We start from the raw sequence: 19,615 nt of genomic DNA on the forward strand, positions 1-19,615 counted from the left end.
AAGTTGTTATTTTTTTTCAGCCGATTTGTTTTCTGCAGGTTGGTAGTAATTAGGAGGGAAGCTGTTAATTTGTCTCCACATTTCAAACCAAATAGGCACATCTTCTAATAAAGCTATAGTTTTTGCCCCAGAACCTATTCGAATGGCTTCTGGCCATTTATGGTCTGTTTCATCGGGTGCCAATAGAACTCTATATTTACCATTTAAGCTAATAAAATTTTCGATAGCTACAATTTTAGCACCGTAAGTTCCGTATGAAACATTAGGCCATCCACTAAAAACTATGGCTGGCCAGCCATCAAATTGTACACGTACTTTTTCGCCTTTGTGCAACAGGGGTAAATCGATAGGTCTCACAAAAGTTTCAATGGCCAATTCGTATTGAGAAGGCATAATTCCAACCAGTTCTTCACCTTCTTTAAATGTAATACCAATACCGCCGGTAATAGCCTTGTTTATATAGCCGCTTTGAGGTGCTGTAATGTATAACAAGCTATTTCTTATTTTATAGTTTGTGTAATCGTTTTCTAATTTGGTTACTTGTGCTTGAGCATCAAATCCACTCGATTGTGCTGTAAACATATCACTTTGCGCTTTAGATATTTTATCGGCGTAAGTGGCTCCAATGGTAGAAAGTTGTATTCTGGCATTTAAAATTTCGTTTTTACTTGCTAGATATTTGTTTTCTTGAGAAATGAGTTTTGCTTCGGTTTCCTGAAGTTTTAAGCGTTTTTCTTCCACATCTTTTACAGCCTTTAAACCTTCGTTTTTAAGGGTTTCTGTACGTTCGAATTGACGACGCGCTATTGTTAAATTTGTTTTAGCAGCCTCTAAATCAATACTATCGCTTTTTGCTTTTAACTGCGATTGGATTAGTTTGTTTTCGGCTTGCTCAAACTTTAACTTTTGCTCGTTAATTAAGGCTGCAACTTGTCTGTTTAAAGCCTGAACTTTCCCTTGATAAGCGGTTGCCGATGACGATTTTGCTACAATTTGTTCGTTGGTTCTTTCTACTAATTTATCGTCGAAATATTCGCTTTTAATCTCAGAAATTCTCAAGATAGTATCACCTTTTTTAACGAAATCACCCTCTTGAACATACCATTCTTCAATACGTCCTGGAATTTGTGACTGAATCGTTTGTGGTCGTTGATGCAGTTTTAAAGTAGTAACTTGGCCGTTACCCGTAATATTTTGTGTCCAAGGTAGAAATAGAATGATCACACCAATAACAGCTATAGCAATTAAAAATTTATTAAAAACCTTGTAGTAATTTTTGTTGAATATTTGTGCACCCGATTTATACACACTTAAATCGACGGTGTCTTTTATATTATTCTTAGATATATTAAGCATGACTTATATTTTTTATGAAACCGTTTTCTAGATGAACTATTTTGTTGCATTTCTTTTTCCAAGTATCGTTACCACTAACAACAATGAGTGCCCATGGGCGTTTTTCATCGGTTAGATAAGAAATAATGGAGTTCGTTTCGGCGGTGTTAAAACGGTCCAGAGCATCTTCAAGAATTAATACTTTTGGTTTTTTTAGAATGGCTCTAGCTAAAACTAATTTTTTAGAAACTGTATGCGACATACGTTTCCCATCAGGATATAAAACAGTATTTAAACCATTGGGTTCATTCTTAACATACGACATAAGCCCTATAGTTTCTAAAACTTCAAAAATTTCTTGGTCTGTTATACTTTTATCACCAAAAGTTAAATTTTCTTTTATGGTACCTTCAAAAGGCGTTTCCTCTGTTAGAGAAAGTCCCATTTGACCTCTGTAATAGCTTAATTTTATATTGTTTATAGATATATTATTTACATGAATATTACCCGAAGTAGGCTCGTTTATACTAGCAATAAGACGCAGTAACGAGGATTTACCAGAACCACTTTCACCAACAATTAAAATTCGATGCTTATTGGTTATTTTTAATGAAATATCACTCAAAATATTCGTTTCCTTGTCTGGTACCTTATATGATACGTTACTAAATTCAATGTTTAACTGGTCTTTAAAATCGGGTAGGTCGCCCGTTTGTTTTTCCAGTTCTTTATCGACAACCTGACCTATTTTTTCAATTGAAGTAAGTACATCATAAACAGACTCTAAACCTAATATTAATTTTTCTACAGAACCAATTACTAAAAGAATAATAATTTCGGCAGCAACAAATTGTCCAATGTTCATTTCCTGGTTTAGTACAAGTGCCCCACCAATTAATAATAAACTTGCTGTTACAACTACCTTGAAACTAATCATTTGAATATATTGTAGCACCAAAACTTTAAAGTGCTTTTCTCTAGAATTTAGATAATCGTTTACTAATTGATCATTTTTTTCAAGAGCTAAACTAGTTTTTCCCGAAAGTTTAAAACTCACCAGTGTTCTAGCCACTTCTTGTATCCAATGGGCTACTTTATATTTGTCTTTCGATTCTTTTAAACTTGTTACAAGTCCTTTTTGGGCAGTAAATTTAAAAACTATCAATACGAGTATAAAAAGTAAAATGCCAAATAAAATAAAAAACGGATGGTAAAAAGATAGCAGTAATAAAGCAAAGATAATTTGTAAAATAGCCGTTGGTACGTCTATTAACATTTTCGATAAACCCTTTTGAATGGTTAGGGTATCAAAAAACCTATTGGCTAATTCTGGCGGATAATAATCGCGTAACTCGGCCATTTTTACTTTAGGGAATCGATACGTTAAATCGAAAGCCGATCGCATAAATATGCGCTGTTGTATGGTTTCAATTATACGTAATTGCATTAATTGAAGTGTCCCGGAAAAGGCTACACCAAGCGTTACCAAGGTTACAAGAACCACCCACGATGTCGATATTTGAGCACCCTGAATTAAATTAATAATCGCCTGGATTCCCAGAGGAAGCGACAATGCAACTATTCCCGAAAAAATGGCATAATAAAATATTTGAAGAATATCTCGTTTTTCTAGTTGCAACAACCCAAATAAACGTTGCCACGGGGTTATGTTAGACTGGGACATATATTAAATGTTTAAGGTATTTAAGGTTAAATTAATAAAAAAAGATGAAGGCGGTATCTCTGAAGAGCAATCTGTTATAGAGCGTATGTGATCTTTAAAAAAATGCTGATGTAAACTGCCTGAAATTATGGTGCTTGCCAGCGAAGTTGCAAATTTATAATTTGGAGCCGTTTGCAATATCATATCTCTCAAACGGTGAATAATACGTTTAAAAATTATAAAATAACCAGCTTTATTTTCTATATCAACCTCTTTAATTAAAAACGATTTAGAGTTTTCATTAATAACTATTTTGTTTAAAATAACTTCGTTAATGTGTGAAAAAGTAGAGTCGGTTTTAACCACTCTACAAACAATATCAATCGCTTTGGTTAATTTTTTTTTAGGGTCTATAATACTGTGTGTTTCAAGAACAAGTTGGTATTCTATCCACGCCCAGTACCACGAAGTTAAATACAGTAACAGTTTGTGTTTGCTTTCAAAATATCTATAAATCGAACTTTCGTTAGAGCCAATGCGCGTACCCAACTTTTTAAAAGTAAACGCATCAAAACCAATATCATTTATTAATAAAATGCTATGTTCAACTATTTTTTTACCTAAAGTAGAGGTTTCAGGATCTTTTAAAAATAATTGTTCTGGAACAGAAATTTTAATGTTTGAAAGTAATTTATCCATAATAAATTATATTTACCTCAAATATAATAGTATTACTTTCAATTTAGAAAACAAAACAATAATTTAATTAAAATTTAACAATAATTAAGAAAACGAAAATTGGGTTAATGGCAGTTTAAATTTCCTGAAACAAGCTCGTGTACTGGTGCTGGTGAGATGAAAGCAATGCCCAAACCAAGGCCGCGTAAAATAAATAGGGCTCCAATAAAAACAATAAAAACCGGAATGATATTCTGAATTTTTTGACGCATAGTACCTTTTAAAAACTGACTAAAATACACAGCCGTCGTCATTAAAGGAATCGTGCCCAGTCCAAACGCCACCATGTAAAATATACCATGATAAACATTACCGCTGGCAATACTGGCAAAAACAGCCATGTAAACAAGACCACATGGTAAGAAACCGTTTAAAAAACCAATGGTTAAAAACGTATCGGCAGTTTTCTTTTTAAAAGCCCCTCCAAGGGCCTGTTTAACTTTAGAAATGATCTTATAAATAGGTTTGTTTATGCTTAATTTCCCAACCAATACTTTCGGAAATAAAACAATAGCAATCATAACCACGCCAATAAAAATAGATAACTGCTGTTGCAAGCCAAATATATTCAGGCTTTTACCAATAAGTCCAAAAATAAAACCAATAATGCTGTAAGCCAGCAATCTACCCAAGTGGTACATGGTTATTTGCATGCCCTTTTTATAAACATTCGTTCTGTCTACAGGAAGCATAAAAGCAATTGGCCCACACATACCAACGCAATGAAAACTCCCTAAAACCCCTAAAACAAATGCCGATATAAACATGTTAGTACGAAATTATTTCTTTGTATAAATACAATTCATCATTATATTGCCAATCAATAGTAATGTTCCAACGACCATCTACCAAACGATTGTCAGGTATGAGCAAATAAGGTTTAGATAATGAAATAGCAGTTTCAAAATCCAACTGTTTGTTAGATGGTCTGTAAAGGAACACTTTTCCAGTAATTTTTTTATAATCAATATCCTCAGGAAACTTAATAATCAAACCTTCGCTAGTTTTTTCGTAAGCAATGTTCGATTGTAAATTTTTAGCATTATTAAGTTTGTTAATGCTTGTTTGGTACTCCAATTCCTCGCCATAATAATCCTCTGTAACCAAATCATGATTGTATTTCTCATCCACATTCATCGTAATAATAAAGTACATTATAAAGCTAATAAAGCCTATAAAAGCTAGCACAATGCCGTTTCCCCAATTAATTTTCATATCTCGTCTTTTTTAAACTATTTTTATTTGGGCATTTCCCTATCGGGTCGGGCTTTCCGTTACAAGTCCGCGCTCGTACCTCGCTGTGGGCTTTCCACTGCAATCCCTAATGCAGCTATTCGTTAAGTTATGTTTTAATACCTAACTTTTTACTTCCTATTAAAACCATTACCTGTAACTTCTCGGTCCTAAAAAGTTAGCCGTTGTAGTTTCAATAAGTTCGTCATTTTTAAAAATGCCAATTTCAATTTTATTCCTATCACCCGAAAGTGCTGCGTTATTAATTTCAATAAACAAAGTACCTTTAGCAATACCTTGCCCAGGAACAAAAACCATATCCTTTGTAGCAACCAATTTTAATGTGCCTTTATGCGATAGTAACTTAAAGGTTACATTTTCAATATCGTTGGTAGTTTTGTTTACCAGTTTATAGGTGTAAACATTACTAATAATATTGTTTTCTTTATGCTCGTATAATTGCCCGGGCAGTCTAAGTATGGTCGCTTCAACATCATTTCTTAAAAATAACATACCAACTAAAAGGCCGGTTAAAATTGTTAAAACAGCGATATAACCTTTCATTCGGGCTGTTAACTTAAAAGGCGCTTTCTTTTCAATATTATCTTCACTGGCGTATCTAATTAACCCTTTAGGTAAATTAATACTTTCCATAATGCTGTCACACTCGTCAATACAAGCCGTGCAATTAACACATTCTAATTGGGTTCCATTTCTAATATCGATACCTGTGGGGCATACATGCACACACTGCATACAATCTATACAATCGCCATAACCCAAGGCTTCACGATCTTCATTTTTTCTAAATTTTTTTCTGCCAGAAGAGCCTTCACCTCGTTTGTGGTCGTAGGCAACAATAATCGATTTATTGTCTAATAAAGCACCTTGTAAGCGTCCGTAAGGACAAGCTATAATACAAACCTGCTCTCTAAACCATGCAAAAACAAAATAAAAAACCGCAGTAAAAATGAGTAGAGAAATTAGCGTGCTAACATGGCTAAATGGGCCATCTGTAATATAGCTTATAAGTTTATCGCTTCCAATTAAGTAGGCTAAAAACACATTAGCAATTAAAAACGAAATGAATAAAAATATAATAAGTTTTAATCCTTTTTTTCTAATCTTTTCGGCATTCCAAGGTTGTTTTGCTAATCGAATTTGTTTGCCACGATCGCCCTCAATCCAATACTCAATGCGTCTAAAAACCATTTCCATGAAAATGGTTTGCGGACAAATCCATCCGCAGAAAATGCGACCAAAAGCCACCGTAAAAAGGGTAATAAACACCACAAGAATAATCATCGAAATTACAAACAAGTAAAAATCTTGTGGCAAAAAAGGAAACCCGAAAATATTAAAACGGCGTTCCAACACATTAAACATTAAAAACTGATTGCCATTTACCTTAATAAAAGGCGAAAGAAAAAGAAAACTTAATAGAACATAACTAACCCATTTTCTGTATTTGTAGAATATTCCGTTAGGTTTTTTAGTAAATACCCAGGCGCGTTTACCTTCTTTTGTAATCGTACCTATTGAATCTCTAAAGACTTCGTTTTCTGGAGTTTCCATGTTGTTTGTTTTAAAATAAGAACCAAGAAATTACAAGTTTAATATGTTTGATTTTTCTTGGTTCTTGTTGCATGCTGTTTTTGTTGGTAAAAGGTATTTATTCAACGGTTGTGGTGCTTGCTTCAATGTCTGCTTCGGCTGCTGGTGCAGGATTTGCGTCTGTTTCGCCCCATAAATCGCCTTGTGGTTCTTTTGGGTTTGCAGGGGTTGTGCCTTGTAAACTTAATACGTAACTGGCAACTTGTGCTATTTGTGCGGGTTTTAATTGTTGTTTCCAAGCAATCATACCCTTACCAGAGCGGCCACCTTCGCTAACGGTTTTAAAAACATGTTTTATATCGCCACCTAAAATCCAATATTTATCGGTTAGGTTTGGGCCAATACCACCGCCACCATCGGCCATGTGGCAGGCCACACAGTTGGTTTCGAAAGTTGTTTTACCAGCGCTTAAATCGGATGCATCGGTTAATAACGTAACCGTGTTAACATCCACCAAATCTTTAGCTGTTTTTTTGTAAGCTTCAATGGCTAATTTAGCATCGGCTAATTCTGTTTCTAATTCATCAAATTGATTTTCACCATTAAATACATGAAATCTTAAAAGATAAACGGCTGCAAATACAATAGATATGTAGAAAGCATACAACCACCATGGCGGTAAGTTGTTGTCTAACTCTTTAATACCATCGTAATCGTGGTCTAAAATTATTTCACCTTCTTCTTCAATCGGTTTTGTACCAACAAGTTTTATATAGGTGTCTTTTAACCAGGTAAATTGATATGTTTTTTGTTTTTCTTCTAAAAAACGAGCTCTGGCTTCTGCATCTAATTTGTGAAGCATCACATTTTCTAGGGCTCCAATAATGGCTTCAATAGCAATAAGTATTAATAAAACCAGTAAAAGGAAAAGACCAACGACTGGATATTCAACAAATGCGGGTTTGTCTCCAGAATCTATAATGTATTCCGTTATTCCGAAAATTATAAAAAATACGAGAGGTACGCGTACCCATGATGGAATTAAATTTCTCATAATATATTTTCTTTTTGATTGTCTAATGGTAGGTTGCTAACTTTTTCTATATAATCTTTTTTGGCTGTAAACACCCAAAAAAATAAGCCCACAAAAAATGAGAAAAATATAAGCAGCGAAATTATTGGGTAGATTTCGATTCCCGAAATACTGTCCATATAGTGTTTTACAAATTTTAGCATCTTAATAATTTTTTGTTTTGTTAATTTTGAGCAGTATCAACTTTAATGTCTGTTCCCAAACGTTGTAGGTAAGCAATAACGGCCACAATTTCTCTATTTTTCATTTCAACAAAAGGCTCACCTTGTTCTGCTGCATATTTTTTGTCTGCTTCGTACGAGGTAACAAAATCGGGATCAGAATATAAATTCTCCTGTATTTTGCTAGCCTGAGCATCCATATTTTTTTGTGCATTTGCAATATCATCATCAGTGTAAGGTACACCTAAGGTTACCATAGCTTTCATTTTGGCTTCGATATTAGAGGCGTCTAATTCATTTTTAATTAACCAAGGGTAACGTGGCATAATTGAGCCCGATGAGGTGCTTTGCGGATCGTACATATGATTAAAGTGCCAATTATCTGAATATTTATTACCAACGCGATGTAAATCTGGCCCTGTACGTTTACTACCCCATAAAAACGGATGATCGTAAACATATTCGCCGGCTTTCGAGTATTCTCCATAACGTTCTACTTCACTTCTAAACGGACGAATCATTTGTGAGTGACAACCAACGCAACCTTCTCTTATGTAAATGTCTCTACCTTCTAATTCTAGTGGGGTATATGGTTTTACGCTAGCTATAGTTGGGATGTTAGATTTCACCATTATGGTTGGTACAATTTGAATAACACCACCAATTAAAATGGCAACTGTAGCTAATATGGTTAATTGAATTGGTCTGCGCTCTAACCAAGTGTGCCATCCTTCATTGGCAGTTCGTTTTTTAGTTACGCGTTCAAGAGCGGCTGCTTCGGCAAGTTCGTCTTCAACTTTGCTACCTTGTTTTATAGTCGCAATTATATTGTACACTAAAATTAGCATACCTGTTATGTATAGGGTTCCACCAATAGCACGCATCCAATACATGGGCATGATTTCGGTAACTGTTTCTAAAAAGTTTCCGTAAGTTAAGGTACCATCTGGATTAAACTGTTTCCACATACTTGCTTGGGTAAAACCAGCAACATACATTGGTAATGCATATATAATAATACCTAAGGTACCAACCCAGAAATGTAAATTTGCTAAACCTAAAGAGTATAATTTTGTTTTAAATAATCTAGGTACTAAATAGTATAGCATACCAAAAGTTAAGAAACCATTCCAGGCAAGAGCTCCAACATGCACGTGGGCAATAATCCAGTCTGTAAAATGCGCTATGGCATTTACATTTTTTAAAGAAAGTGTAGGGCCTTCAAAAGTGGCCATACCATAACCTGTAATGGCTACAACCATAAATTTTAATACAGGATCTACACGTACTTTATCCCAGGCGCCTCGAAGGGTTAATAAACCATTTATCATACCACCCCAAGAAGGCATTAATAACATTACAGAAAACGCTACCCCTAAGTTTTGAGCCCATTCTGGAAGTGCTGTATATAATAAATGGTGCGGTCCTGCCCATATGTAAATAAAAATTAAAGACCAGAAGTGTACAATAGATAATCTATAAGAATACACCGGACGATTTGCCGCTTTTGGTACAAAATAATACATTAAACCTAGAAAGGGTGTTGTAAGGAAAAATGCAACGGCATTGTGACCATACCACCATTGTACTAAAGCATCTTGAACACCCGCGTAAACCGAATAACTTTTTAATCCGCTTACGGGTAATTCTAAACTGTTAAAAATATGAAGCACAGCCACTGTAACAAATGTGGCGATGTAAAACCAAATGGCAACATATAAATGACGCTGACGACGTTTTAAAATAGTACCAATTAAATTCCAACCAAAAACAACCCAAACCAGCGCAATGGCAATATCAATAGGCCATTCTAATTCGGCATATTCTTTCGAGCTGGTATAGCCTAAAGGCAAGGTTATAGCTGCTGCAACTATAATAAGTTGCCACCCCCAGAAATTAATTTTGCTTAAAACATCGCTAAACATTCTGGCCTTTAATAAACGTTGCGATGAGTAATAAACACCAGCAAAAATGGCATTTCCCACGAAGGCGAAAATAACGGCATTGGTGTGTAGTGGACGTAATCTACCAAAGCTTAACCAGGAAATACCGTCGGTTAAATTTGGGAATAAAAACATAAATGCCAATAGCAATCCTACCAGCATGCCCACAACACCCCAAAGCATAGTGGCGTATAAGAAATTTTTAACGATTTTATTATCGTAATGAAACTGTTGCATTTCCATAGTAATTGTAATTAATCTTTTTTGGTTAGTAATGGTTTTTTGGAATTCTCTTTAACAAGTTCGTCTTCAAACAGCATACGTACCGATGGGGTATAACTATCGTCGAATTGCCCTTTTCTAACAGCATAAATAAATGCTGCAAAAAAAACAATGGCTACAATAATGCTTATTGTTAGTAAAATATAAATAACACTCATACCTATTTGAAGTTATGGTTCAAAATTATACGGATATACTTTTTTAAAATATGATAATTGTCATAGTCAATTTAATTTCCTACAAATTAAATTCGTGCTAATAGTTGTAAATAAAACAATACTAATAGAACTTAAAGGCATTAATATTGCTGCTACTACGGGCGCTAGTTGTCCTGTTATGGCAAAATAAAGCCCAATGCTGTTGTATATAAAGGAGAGTAAAAAACTCCATTTTATTATTTGTATTGATTTTTTTGAAATGTTTATATAGTCTAATAGCTGATTAAATTTTGATGCATCTAAAATGGCATCGCAAGCCGGTGAAAACACATTTACATTTTCTGAAATAGCAATCCCTACATTGCTTTGAGCTAAAGCGCCAGCGTCATTTAAGCCATCGCCAATCATTAAAACATGCGCTCCTTCACTTTGATGAAATTTTATATATTCCAGTTTGTCTTCGGGCTTCTGATTAAATAGTAGTTTCGTTTTCGTGGGTAGTAATTTGGTTAAGTTATGCTTTTCACCTGCGTTGTCTCCCGACAGAATCACTAAATCATACTCCTTTTTTAAGGCATTAAAAAGTTGCGTTATTCCGGTTCTGTAGGCATTGTAAAACGTGAATTTGCCTTTGTATTGGTTATTGGTGCTTATGTGAACTGTGGTGTTTAGTGTGGCAGTAGAATGCAACTCGCCAACAAAAGGTGCCGAACCAATTTTAATACGATTATCTTTATATCGGGCTTCAATCCCTTTTCCTAAGTGTTCTTCGTAAGCATCTAGAGTTAGAATATTTTGCTCATTTAAAATTTGATATAACGACCGGCTTAAGGGGTGGTTAGATCCTCGAAGGGTACTTTTTAAAAGACTTTCTTCTTCTGGTGTTAATTCTAAACCATCGTATTTTATTGCGGTTTCTTTATTGGCGGTAATGGTTCCTGTTTTATCGAAAATTATGGTGTTTATTTGGGCTAATTGCTCTATAACACTGGTATTCTTTAAGTAAAATTTCTTCTTTCCTAAAATGCGTAAGATGTTTCCAAAGGTAAATGGCGCGGCGAGGGCTATGGCGCAAGGACAAGCAATTATTAATACCGATGTAAACACGTTTAAGGCTTTGCTGGCATCGGTAATATACCAATAAGCCGTTGCCAGAAACGCAACAGAAAGTATTGTAATAGTAAAGTTTTTGCTTATGCGGTTTGTAATATTTGTAAAGGCAAGCTCTTTGTCTTTTTTAAAAATATCGTTACTCCAAAGTTGGGTTAAATAACTTTGCTCAACCGATTTTAAAACATCTACTTCTATGCTTCCGTAAAGTTGTTTACCACCAGCAAATAGTTTATCGCCCGATATTTTTTTCACAGTTTTCGATTCGCCCGTAACAAAACTATAATCTATATGTGCCTTCCCTTTAATTAAAATACAGTCTACCGGAATAAGTTCTTCATTTCTAATTAAAAGTCTGTCGCCTTTTTCGATATCGTAAACTTGAACCGATTCTTCTTTGCCTTCGGGCGTTATTCGGGTTATTCCAATGGGGAAATACGATTTGTAATCGCGCTCAAAAGATAAAAAGGTATATGTTTTTTGCTGAAAAAATTTTCCTAGTAATAAGAAAAAAATCAAACCGGTTAAACTATCAAAAAAACCTTGGCCGATGTCTAAAATAATTTCGGCAGAACTGCGAAGAAAAAGTACGACCACCCCTAAGGCAATAGGGATATCAATATTTAAAATTTTTGCTTGGATGCCTTTATAGGCCGAAATAAAATAATCTTGTGCCGAGTAAAAAACTACCGGTAATGAGAATGCAAACATGTGCCACCTAAAGAAGGGTTTAAACTGTTCTAGCCAAAATTCGCCCACCTGAAAATATTCGGGAAACGATAAAAACATAACGTTGCCAAAAGCAAAACCTGCAATGCCTAATTTGTAAATTAAGCTTCGATTTACATTTTTTTTACCAACACTATAATCGTCAAGCGTAATAAAAGGTTCGTAACCAATGCTGCTAAGTAAAATAACCAGATTTTTTAGAGACAAGGCACTCGGGTTATAAGTTATCCGAACAGTTTTCTTGCCAAAATTTACCACAGAGGCATGTACGGCAGAATTGAGTTTGTTTAAATTTTCTAAAACCCAAATACAAGAACTACAATGTATATGAGGAATGTATAGGGTAATAATTTGGGTATTGTCACTGTTAAATTCTAATAGTTGATCTAAAATTTTAGTGTTTTCTAAAAAATTATATTTGCCTTCAATGTCTTTGGGTGTTGCTCCAGGAGCTTCTTGCAGGTCGTAATAGCATGTTAAATCGTTTACAGAAAAAATCTCGTAAACGGTTTTACACCCCTCACAACAAAATGCTTTATCCTCAAAAGTAATTTTAGAAACGGATGTATCTAAACCACAATGATAACATGTGTTTTTATTCATTTTTATTTGCTCAATAATACCTAAAGCAAAATTGTAAAATGGGTTTCGGTTTAAATATGATATTTATCATGTTTTACTTACTTTTACCTCACTTATTATTTAAAATAGCAATTGTAACAAATAATTTAATTTTAGAATTTTAAGATTTATTAATGCTCTTTTTACATCAAAAATTAATAGGTTTTTTAAGTTTATAGAATTGTAAATAAGTTTAAAGTTCATGTTTGGAGAACAAAAAGATATTTTTAATGTCCTTTTTGAAGCGATTTCAGAAGGTGTTATTGTGGTCGATAGAAATCAGAAAATTGTTTCGACAAATGCCTCTGCCGAAAGTATGTTTGGTTACACCAAGGAAGAAATCATTAATCAGCCTTTAGAAATTTTAATACCTCCGCAATATAAGCCCCAACACGGCGCACATGTTGATGGGTTTATGAAACAAAACCAAAGTCGCCAAATGGGACGTGGTCGCGATTTATATGGCGCTCATAAAAACGGCCATATTTTTCCTGTGGAGGCCGGCTTAAATCCTTTAGAAATTAAGGGTAAGAATTACGTCATGGCGGTGGTTATAGATATTACCATTCGGAAAAAACAAGAATTAGAATTGCATCAATTAAATGCGAGATTAGAAGAAAAAGTAAACGAGCGTACACAAGAATTGGTAAAAACGGTTGATGCGTTAAAAGCCGTTAATGAAGAGCGCGACTTAGAAATTAAAAAACGTAAAGAAGCTCAAAACAGAACTCAAAACGCCTTAAAAAAAGAAAAGGAATTAAACGAGTTAAAAACTAAATTCTTATCGCTGGTTTCTCACGAATTTAAAACACCTTTAAGTGGTATACTAACGTCGGCCATGTTGTTAGCTAAATATAAATTAACCGAACAACAAGAGAAAAGAGACAAGCACATAAAAACAATTTCAGATAAAGTACATTACCTAAATAATATTTTAAATGATTTTCTATCGATTGAAAAATTAGAAACCGGTAAAATGAAATATAGTTTTTCAACCTTCAAAATTAGCAAGGTTGTGAACGAGGTAATTTATAATACCAATATTCTTTTAAAAGAAGGACAGGTTATAAATTATCCAGAGAATATAGACGATTATTCTTTACACCAAGACGAAAAAATAGTAGAGTTAACCTTGTCTAATTTAGTCCATAACGCCATAAAATATTCACCAGAGAATACCATCGTAGATATTCAAATTACACAAGATAGCGAGCGTACCACATTCTCCATAAAAGATAATGGTATGGGTATTCCAGAAGCCGATCAAAAACAAATTTTTAATCGTTATTTTAGAGCCGAAAATGCCTTGTTAATTCAAGGTACAGGCATCGGATTAAATATTATAAAAACCCATTTAGAGAATTTAGGAGGCACAATAAATTTTGAAAGTGAACTAAATAAAGGAAGTGTTTTTACTTTTACATTTCCAAATAAAGCAAAGTAATGAAGAAAATATTATTAATAGAAGACGATATTATTTTAAGAGAAAATACAGCCGAATTACTAGAACTTTCCAACTACGAGGTAGTAACAGCACCTAACGGCAAAATAGGTTTAAGCATAGCAAAAACCGAATTGCCAAACATCATTATTTGTGATATTATGATGCCCGAGTTAGATGGTTATGGTGTGCTGGAAGGCTTATCTAAAAACGAAATTACGAAACACATTCCTTTTATATTTTTATCTGCAAAAACAGAGCGCAGCGACGTTAGAAAAGGTATGAATTTAGGAGCCGATGATTATATTACAAAACCATTTGAAGAAAATGAACTTATAAGCGCCATAGAAAGTCGTTTGGCTAAGGTAGCCATTTTAAAAGAAGAAGCAAGAAAGGAATATACAGAGAAAGTTGAAGCGCCAGACGAGCTAAGAAATCTTAACGATTTAAAAAACTTTTTCGATGATAATGGCAAGGTTATTACATTTTCAGAAAAAGAAATTATTTATGAAGAAGGACAACATTCTAACAATATATTCCTCATAACTAAAGGCTTGGTAAAATGCCATAAATTCGACGAACAAGGTAAAGATCTTATTACGGCGCTTCATAAAGAAGACGATTTTTTCGGATATACTTCGCTTACACATCAAGTGCCATACCAGGAAACTGCCGAGGCTATGAAAGATACCGAAGTGGTAGCTCTATCTAAAAACGAATTAAAAAATGTTCTGGACAGTAACCATAAAGTAACTTTAGAACTTATTGAGCTTTTAAGCGACGATCTTACAGTAGTAAAAGAACAATTATTACAAATGGCTTACAGCTCGGTAAAGAAACGTACGGCAACAACAATTTTAAAATTTGCCGAAAAACTTAACCGTAAACCCAACGAGCCTATTAGAATTTCCAGAAACGATTTAGCCAGTGTTGCGGGTATAGCTTTAGAGAGTTTAATACGAACCTTGTCTAGCTTTAAAGATATGGGCCTCATTGAAATTGAGGGCAGAAACATCAAGATTTTAGATATTAAAAAACTCAGCCAAATCACTTAATTTTTTGAAATAAAGAAGAATTATGATTTTGGTCATATTTCTTTAATATTCATGCCTTTACTTTTGTTTAAGAAGATTATTAGGCATGAAAAACATTTTAATTCCCACCGATTTCTCTGAAAATTCCTGGAATGCCATAGCATATGCAGTTCAGTTTTTTAGTAAATCGTCGTGTACTTTTTATTTGTTAAACGTTAATACTTCAGGAAATCCTGAAGGTGTTAACGCTGTGCCTGTTTCGGATGAAAATAGCGCTGTATCTGTCTTAGAAACGCCTTCTAAAGTGCAATTAAAAAACCTGCTTTTAAAAATTAAAAACACCTTTCCTAATAATTTAAAGCATAAGTTTTTCTCGGTTGAAGATAACAACAGCATTTTAGACGCCGTTAGAAAACAAGTGGTTGAAAAAAAAATAAATCTAATTGTTATGAGTACCAAAGGTGGCTCGAGATTAAAAAGTTGTGTAGGCAATACCACTGGTAATATTATAACAAAAGTAAAATGCACGACTTTGGTGGTGCCAGAAAAAGCTACTTATACGCCTCCAAAAGATATAGTGTTTCCCACAGATTTTTCAATTTTTTATCAAATAGAAGTTTTACAACCCATAGCAGAAATTATCGAAAAAAATAATTCGGTTGTTCATGTGTTACATGTTAATAAATCGGGAGCTGCATTAAACGACGATCAGCAAAAAAACAGAAGTTATCTAGACGATTATTTTACAGACTACGAACATAGTTTCGAGTTTTTTACAAATAAATATCTAGACGATGCTTTGCAGCAATTTATTAATAGTAGAAATATTAATTTAATTACCATGTTGGCGAAAAACTTAAATTATTTTCAAAAACTACTATTTAATCCCACAGCTAAAGAAATAACCTATTATAACGAAGTGCCATTTTTAGTGCTTCACTAATTTGGCAGTTTTTAAAATTTAATTAAAACCTGAAATTAATTATTATGAGTAAGTGTGAATTATGTATTATCAAGCAATTTAACGCACTTAAATCCTTAACAAAAGAGGAATTAATTCGTATATCAGGTTGCAAAACATCTCGCATAATTAAAAAAGGTGAAGTGCTTTTCGAAGAAGGAGAGATGATTAATGGTATTTATTGCGTTCGGGATGGTATCTGTAAACTGTCTAAACTAAGTGAAAACGGTAAAGACCAAATTGTAAAAATGGTTGTAAAAGGGCAATTATTGGGTCAGCGTTCTTTAATAACCGAAGAAAGTTCAAATTTACAAGCTGTGGCGCTTAACGATATGCAAGTTTGTTTTATTCCAAAAAGTGAAATTTTAGCAGATTTGCAGCAAAACCCCAATTTAACATTCGATTTACTAAAAGAAATGGCTGCCGAATTAAAGGATGCCGACGATATTATTGTAAACATGGCTCAAAAAACAGTGCGTCAACGTCTGGCCGAAACCTTAATTTATATTCATGATAATTTTGGAGTCAATCCAGATAAAACACTTAGTGTCTTATTATCTCGAGAAGATTTAGCCAATATTGTAGGTACCGCAACCGAGTCGGCCATTCGAATTCTATCCCAGTTTAAAAAAGAAGGTTTTATATCTACCATTGGGAAGCAAATTCGTATCGATAATTTAGAGGGTTTAAAACGTATCGAATAATTCATATAAATAAATGGCGTTACAGCCATAAATAAATCCAATCGTTTTTACTTTACATACTGCTTAATTTTTTTGTAATTTTAAGCAGCTATGAAAAAGAATATACAATTAAGAAAAGGCTTTGTTTTTAAAACTTACGAAGCACCCAAACAGTCTCCGTTTGATACACTTTTCGAAATTTTCAAAGAATTAATAACGCATACTTCTGGTGATTTTGATGAGGCTATCGATTGGCTTCGCGAATTAGACAAAGAATATAAGTTAACAACCGCCGAGTATACCATTGACGATTTTATTGAAGATTTAAAAAAGAAAGGATACATACGTGAAGAAATTGACCCCGATGGCAATTCGGGTACGGCCATTACAGCTAAAACCGAACGCGCCATAAGGCAGCAAGCGCTAGATCATATTTTTGGAAAAATTAAACGCAGCGGACAAGGAAATCATAAAAGTAAAAGTCCCGGAATAGGCGATGAGCATACCGGCGACTTTAGAAATTATCAATTTGGTGATGCGCTCGAAAAAGTTTCCATGACCGAAAGTTTAAAAAACGCTCAAATTAGTCATGGTATTGGCGATTTTACCTTATCTGAAAGTGATTTGGTGGTCGAAGAAACGCTTCATAAATCTCAAATGAGTACGGTCCTTATGATAGACATAAGCCACAGTATGATTTTGTATGGCGAAGACCGAATAACGCCTGCCAAAAAAGTAGCCATGGCACTCGCCGAGCTTATCACAACCCGATATCCAAAAGATACTTTAGATATTTTAGTTTTTGGTAACGATGCCTGGCAAATAGAAATTAAAGATTTGCCATATTTAAAAGTAGGACCTTACCACACAAACACCGTTGCTGGTTTACAATTGGCCATGGATTTACTGCGAAGAAAACGAAATACCAACAAGCAAATTTTTATGATTACCGATGGGAAACCAAGTTGCTTGCGTTTGCCAGACGGTCAATACTATAAAGATAGCGTTGGTTTAAATCCCTACATTACCAATAAATGTTACGCCATGGCCCAACAAGCCAGACGTTTGCATATACCAATTACAACCTTTATGATTGCTCAAGATAATTACCTTATGCAGTTTGTTAGGGAATTTACAGAAGCAAACCAAGGCAAAGCCTTTTATACCGGAATTAAAGGTTTAGGTGAAATGATTTTTGAAGATTACGAAACAAACAGAAAAAAAAGAATTAGAGGATAAAAAATGAAAATAGAAAACATAAAAACATTAGGCGAATTAAAAAAATCAGGTTACACAAGTAAATCTATTAAAGATGAATTACGTGATAATTTAATTCAGAAAATAAAAAACAAAGAAACCACGTTTGAAGGTGTTCATGGTTACGAAAATACCGTTATTCCAGAATTAGAACGCGCTATTTTGTCGCGACATAACATCAATCTTTTAGGATTACGCGGACAAGCAAAAACACGATTGGCCCGTTTAATGCTTAACTTATTAGATGAGTATATTCCTGTTGTAGAAGGGTCTGAAATTAACGACGACCCCATGAAACCTATTTCCAGATATGCTACCGAACTAATAAAAGAACAAGGCGATAATACGCCCATAGTTTGGTTACACCGAAGCGAACGCTTTGCCGAAAAACTAGCAACTCCCGACGTAACTGTTGCCGATATTATTGGAGATGTCGACCCAATTAAAGCAGCCAATTTAAAATTAAGTTATGCAGACGATCGTGTTATACATTACGGTATGATTCCTCGTGCCAACCGTTGCATATTCGTAATTAACGAGTTGCCAGATTTACAAGCCAGAATTCAGGTGGCCTTGTTTAATATTTTACAAGAGGGTGATATTCAAATTAGAGGATTTAAGTTGAGGTTGCCTTTAGATATTCAATTTTTATTTACAGCAAATCCAGAAGATTATACCAATAGAGGTAGTATTGTAACACCTTTAAAAGATAGAATCGGGTCTCAAATTTTAACACATTATCCTGTCGATATTGAAACCGCACGCCTTATAACCGAGCAGGAAGCCCGGGTAGTTACCTCACAAAAGGAAACGGTTCGTGTTCCAGATTTAGCGCGCGATTTATTAGAGCAAATTGTATTTGAAGCGCGTGAAAATGATTATATCGATGCCAAAAGTGGTGTAAGTGCCAGGCTAAGTATTACAGCCCTCGAAAATTTAATTAGTACAGCCGAGCGTCGAGCCTTGATGTCGGGAGATGAAAATACAACCATACGGTTATCCGATTTTCTAGGCATCATTCCATCCATAACAGGAAAAGTGGAATTGGTTTACGAGGGCGAGCAAGAAGGTGCTGCTGTTGTAGCTTATAATTTAATTGGTGAAGCGGTAAAAAGTATTTTCGTAGAATATTTTCCTAAAATTGAAAAATTAAAAAAACAAGAAGATGAAGGGCCTTACGACGATATCGTTTCTTGGTTTTTTAACCAAAAAGACGGCTTTGAATTGTTAGATAATATACGAGACAAAGAATATAGAAGTATTTTAGATGCCATTTCGCCTTTAGATGATTTGTTAGCAAAATATCAACCCAACATGGTTAAAGAAGATAGTTATTTTGTAAAAGAATTGGCGCTTTGGGCTTTAGCCGAATTAAAACAATTAAGTAAACATCGTTTTACAGAAGGGCTTCAGTTTAAAGATCCTTACGGTAGTTTTATAAGCGGAATTTAGAAAAAAATATCATTAAAAATTTAGTAGGGTTTTTGCAAAATTAGTTTTTTTAGTAGTTTTAAAATATTAATACTCTAATTTAGCTCGTAAAATTAGGTGAAAATCAACGATTTAGAAAGGAACTGCAAAAGCGGTTCCTTTTTTTTTTCGTATCTTAGGGATATATC

17 protein-coding genes are annotated in these 19,615 nt (G+C 34.2%); 6 read left to right on the plus strand and 11 right to left on the minus strand.

What is annotated here, in order from left to right; translation table 11 throughout:
• Positions 1-6: 6 nt before the first annotated feature.
• The 11 genes from AW14_RS06965 to AW14_RS07015 form a co-directional block, all read right to left on the minus strand.
• Positions 7-1,356 carry an HlyD family secretion protein gene (locus tag AW14_RS06965; protein ID WP_044638159.1) on the minus strand — a complete coding sequence of 450 codons (1,350 nt, stop codon included), beginning with the start codon at positions 1,354-1,356 and terminating at the stop codon, positions 7-9.
• The gene (locus AW14_RS06970) at positions 1,349-3,019 is read right to left on the minus strand and encodes a peptidase domain-containing ABC transporter (RefSeq protein ID WP_044638160.1); all 1,671 of its coding nucleotides are present in this window, start codon (positions 3,017-3,019) and stop codon (positions 1,349-1,351) included. The genes AW14_RS06965 and AW14_RS06970 overlap by 8 nt, the downstream gene beginning before the upstream one ends.
• Positions 3,020-3,022: 3 nt before the next feature.
• Positions 3,023-3,697, minus strand: a complete 675-nt coding sequence (locus AW14_RS06975) for a TetR/AcrR family transcriptional regulator (protein ID WP_044638161.1) — start codon at positions 3,695-3,697, stop codon at positions 3,023-3,025.
• Between the two features lie 104 nt (positions 3,698-3,801).
• The gene (locus AW14_RS06980; protein WP_044638162.1) at positions 3,802-4,503 is read right to left on the minus strand and encodes a sulfite exporter TauE/SafE family protein; all 702 of its coding nucleotides are present in this window, start codon (positions 4,501-4,503) and stop codon (positions 3,802-3,804) included.
• 1 nt (position 4,504) lies between these two features.
• Complete coding sequence (locus tag AW14_RS06985; protein ID WP_044638163.1) at positions 4,505-4,951, minus strand: FixH family protein; 447 nt, start codon at positions 4,949-4,951, stop codon at positions 4,505-4,507.
• A gap of 168 nt (positions 4,952-5,119) precedes the next feature.
• Positions 5,120-6,544: a cytochrome c oxidase accessory protein CcoG gene (gene ccoG, locus AW14_RS06990; RefSeq protein WP_044638164.1), complete on the minus strand. Its 1,425-nt coding sequence runs from the start codon at positions 6,542-6,544 to the stop codon at positions 5,120-5,122.
• A gap of 97 nt (positions 6,545-6,641) precedes the next feature.
• Positions 6,642-7,577, minus strand: a complete 936-nt coding sequence (locus AW14_RS06995) for a cbb3-type cytochrome c oxidase N-terminal domain-containing protein (protein WP_044638165.1) — start codon at positions 7,575-7,577, stop codon at positions 6,642-6,644.
• On the minus strand, positions 7,574-7,759 hold the full coding sequence (locus AW14_RS07000; RefSeq protein WP_044638166.1) for a CcoQ/FixQ family Cbb3-type cytochrome c oxidase assembly chaperone: 186 nt from the start codon (positions 7,757-7,759) through the stop codon (positions 7,574-7,576). The genes AW14_RS06995 and AW14_RS07000 overlap by 4 nt, the downstream gene beginning before the upstream one ends.
• Positions 7,760-7,779: 20 nt before the next feature.
• A complete protein-coding gene (gene ccoN / locus AW14_RS07005; RefSeq protein WP_044638167.1) occupies positions 7,780-9,963 on the minus strand; it encodes a cytochrome-c oxidase, cbb3-type subunit I in 2,184 nt (727 codons plus the stop codon).
• Between the two features lie 11 nt (positions 9,964-9,974).
• Entirely contained in the window at positions 9,975-10,160 is a 186-nt protein-coding gene (ccoS, locus tag AW14_RS07010) for a cbb3-type cytochrome oxidase assembly protein CcoS (RefSeq protein WP_044638168.1), read from the minus strand.
• Positions 10,161-10,226: 66 nt separating this feature from the next.
• Positions 10,227-12,602 carry a heavy metal translocating P-type ATPase gene (locus AW14_RS07015; RefSeq protein ID WP_044638169.1) on the minus strand — a complete coding sequence of 792 codons (2,376 nt, stop codon included), beginning with the start codon at positions 12,600-12,602 and terminating at the stop codon, positions 10,227-10,229.
• Between the two features lie 220 nt (positions 12,603-12,822).
• Between AW14_RS07015 and AW14_RS07020 the strand changes: the two genes are divergently transcribed.
• The 6 genes from AW14_RS07020 (at position 12,823) to AW14_RS07045 (ending at position 19,448) form a co-directional block, all read left to right on the plus strand.
• Positions 12,823-14,064 carry a PAS domain-containing sensor histidine kinase gene (locus AW14_RS07020; RefSeq protein ID WP_044638170.1) on the plus strand — a complete coding sequence of 414 codons (1,242 nt, stop codon included), beginning with the start codon at positions 12,823-12,825 and terminating at the stop codon, positions 14,062-14,064.
• Complete coding sequence (locus tag AW14_RS07025) at positions 14,064-15,116, plus strand: response regulator (protein WP_044638171.1); 1,053 nt, start codon at positions 14,064-14,066, stop codon at positions 15,114-15,116. Before AW14_RS07020 ends, AW14_RS07025 begins: the two co-directional genes overlap by 1 nt.
• Before the next feature lie 85 nt (positions 15,117-15,201).
• Positions 15,202-16,038, plus strand: a complete 837-nt coding sequence (locus tag AW14_RS07030; RefSeq protein ID WP_044638172.1) for a universal stress protein — start codon at positions 15,202-15,204, stop codon at positions 16,036-16,038.
• Positions 16,039-16,082: 44 nt separating this feature from the next.
• A complete protein-coding gene (locus tag AW14_RS07035) occupies positions 16,083-16,760 on the plus strand; it encodes a Crp/Fnr family transcriptional regulator (protein ID WP_044638173.1) in 678 nt (225 codons plus the stop codon).
• A gap of 90 nt (positions 16,761-16,850) precedes the next feature.
• Entirely contained in the window at positions 16,851-17,978 is a 1,128-nt protein-coding gene (locus AW14_RS07040) for a vWA domain-containing protein (protein WP_044638174.1), read from the plus strand.
• 3 nt (positions 17,979-17,981) lie between these two features.
• Positions 17,982-19,448: a hypothetical protein gene (locus AW14_RS07045; RefSeq protein WP_044638175.1), complete on the plus strand. Its 1,467-nt coding sequence runs from the start codon at positions 17,982-17,984 to the stop codon at positions 19,446-19,448.
• Positions 19,449-19,615 lie beyond the last annotated feature (167 nt).

This window comes from Siansivirga zeaxanthinifaciens CC-SAMT-1 (genome assembly GCF_000941055.1).
Lineage (GTDB): Bacteria > Bacteroidota > Bacteroidia > Flavobacteriales > Flavobacteriaceae > Siansivirga > Siansivirga zeaxanthinifaciens.

What these genes read in the sequence shown, in the direction of transcription:
- AW14_RS06965 (WP_044638159.1), bottom strand. Translation starts at nt 1,356, where the DNA reads ATGCTTAATATATCTAAGAATAATATAAAAGACACCGTCGATTTAAGT.
- AW14_RS06970 (WP_044638160.1), bottom strand. Translation starts at nt 3,019, where the DNA reads ATGTCCCAGTCTAACATAACCCCGTGGCAACGTTTATTTGGGTTGTTG.
- AW14_RS06975 (WP_044638161.1), bottom strand. Translation starts at nt 3,697, where the DNA reads ATGGATAAATTACTTTCAAACATTAAAATTTCTGTTCCAGAACAATTA.
- AW14_RS06980 (WP_044638162.1), bottom strand. Translation starts at nt 4,503, where the DNA reads ATGTTTATATCGGCATTTGTTTTAGGGGTTTTAGGGAGTTTTCATTGC.
- AW14_RS06985 (WP_044638163.1), bottom strand. Translation starts at nt 4,951, where the DNA reads ATGAAAATTAATTGGGGAAACGGCATTGTGCTAGCTTTTATAGGCTTT.
- ccoG (WP_044638164.1), bottom strand. Translation starts at nt 6,544, where the DNA reads ATGGAAACTCCAGAAAACGAAGTCTTTAGAGATTCAATAGGTACGATT.
- AW14_RS06995 (WP_044638165.1), bottom strand. Translation starts at nt 7,577, where the DNA reads ATGAGAAATTTAATTCCATCATGGGTACGCGTACCTCTCGTATTTTTT.
- AW14_RS07000 (WP_044638166.1), bottom strand. Translation starts at nt 7,759, where the DNA reads ATGCTAAAATTTGTAAAACACTATATGGACAGTATTTCGGGAATCGAA.
- ccoN (WP_044638167.1), bottom strand. Translation starts at nt 9,963, where the DNA reads ATGGAAATGCAACAGTTTCATTACGATAATAAAATCGTTAAAAATTTC.
- ccoS (WP_044638168.1), bottom strand. Translation starts at nt 10,160, where the DNA reads ATGAGTGTTATTTATATTTTACTAACAATAAGCATTATTGTAGCCATT.
- AW14_RS07015 (WP_044638169.1), bottom strand. Translation starts at nt 12,602, where the DNA reads ATGAATAAAAACACATGTTATCATTGTGGTTTAGATACATCCGTTTCT.
- AW14_RS07020 (WP_044638170.1), top strand. Translation starts at nt 12,823, where the DNA reads ATGTTTGGAGAACAAAAAGATATTTTTAATGTCCTTTTTGAAGCGATT.
- AW14_RS07025 (WP_044638171.1), top strand. Translation starts at nt 14,064, where the DNA reads ATGAAGAAAATATTATTAATAGAAGACGATATTATTTTAAGAGAAAAT.
- AW14_RS07030 (WP_044638172.1), top strand. Translation starts at nt 15,202, where the DNA reads ATGAAAAACATTTTAATTCCCACCGATTTCTCTGAAAATTCCTGGAAT.
- AW14_RS07035 (WP_044638173.1), top strand. Translation starts at nt 16,083, where the DNA reads ATGAGTAAGTGTGAATTATGTATTATCAAGCAATTTAACGCACTTAAA.
- AW14_RS07040 (WP_044638174.1), top strand. Translation starts at nt 16,851, where the DNA reads ATGAAAAAGAATATACAATTAAGAAAAGGCTTTGTTTTTAAAACTTAC.
- AW14_RS07045 (WP_044638175.1), top strand. Translation starts at nt 17,982, where the DNA reads ATGAAAATAGAAAACATAAAAACATTAGGCGAATTAAAAAAATCAGGT.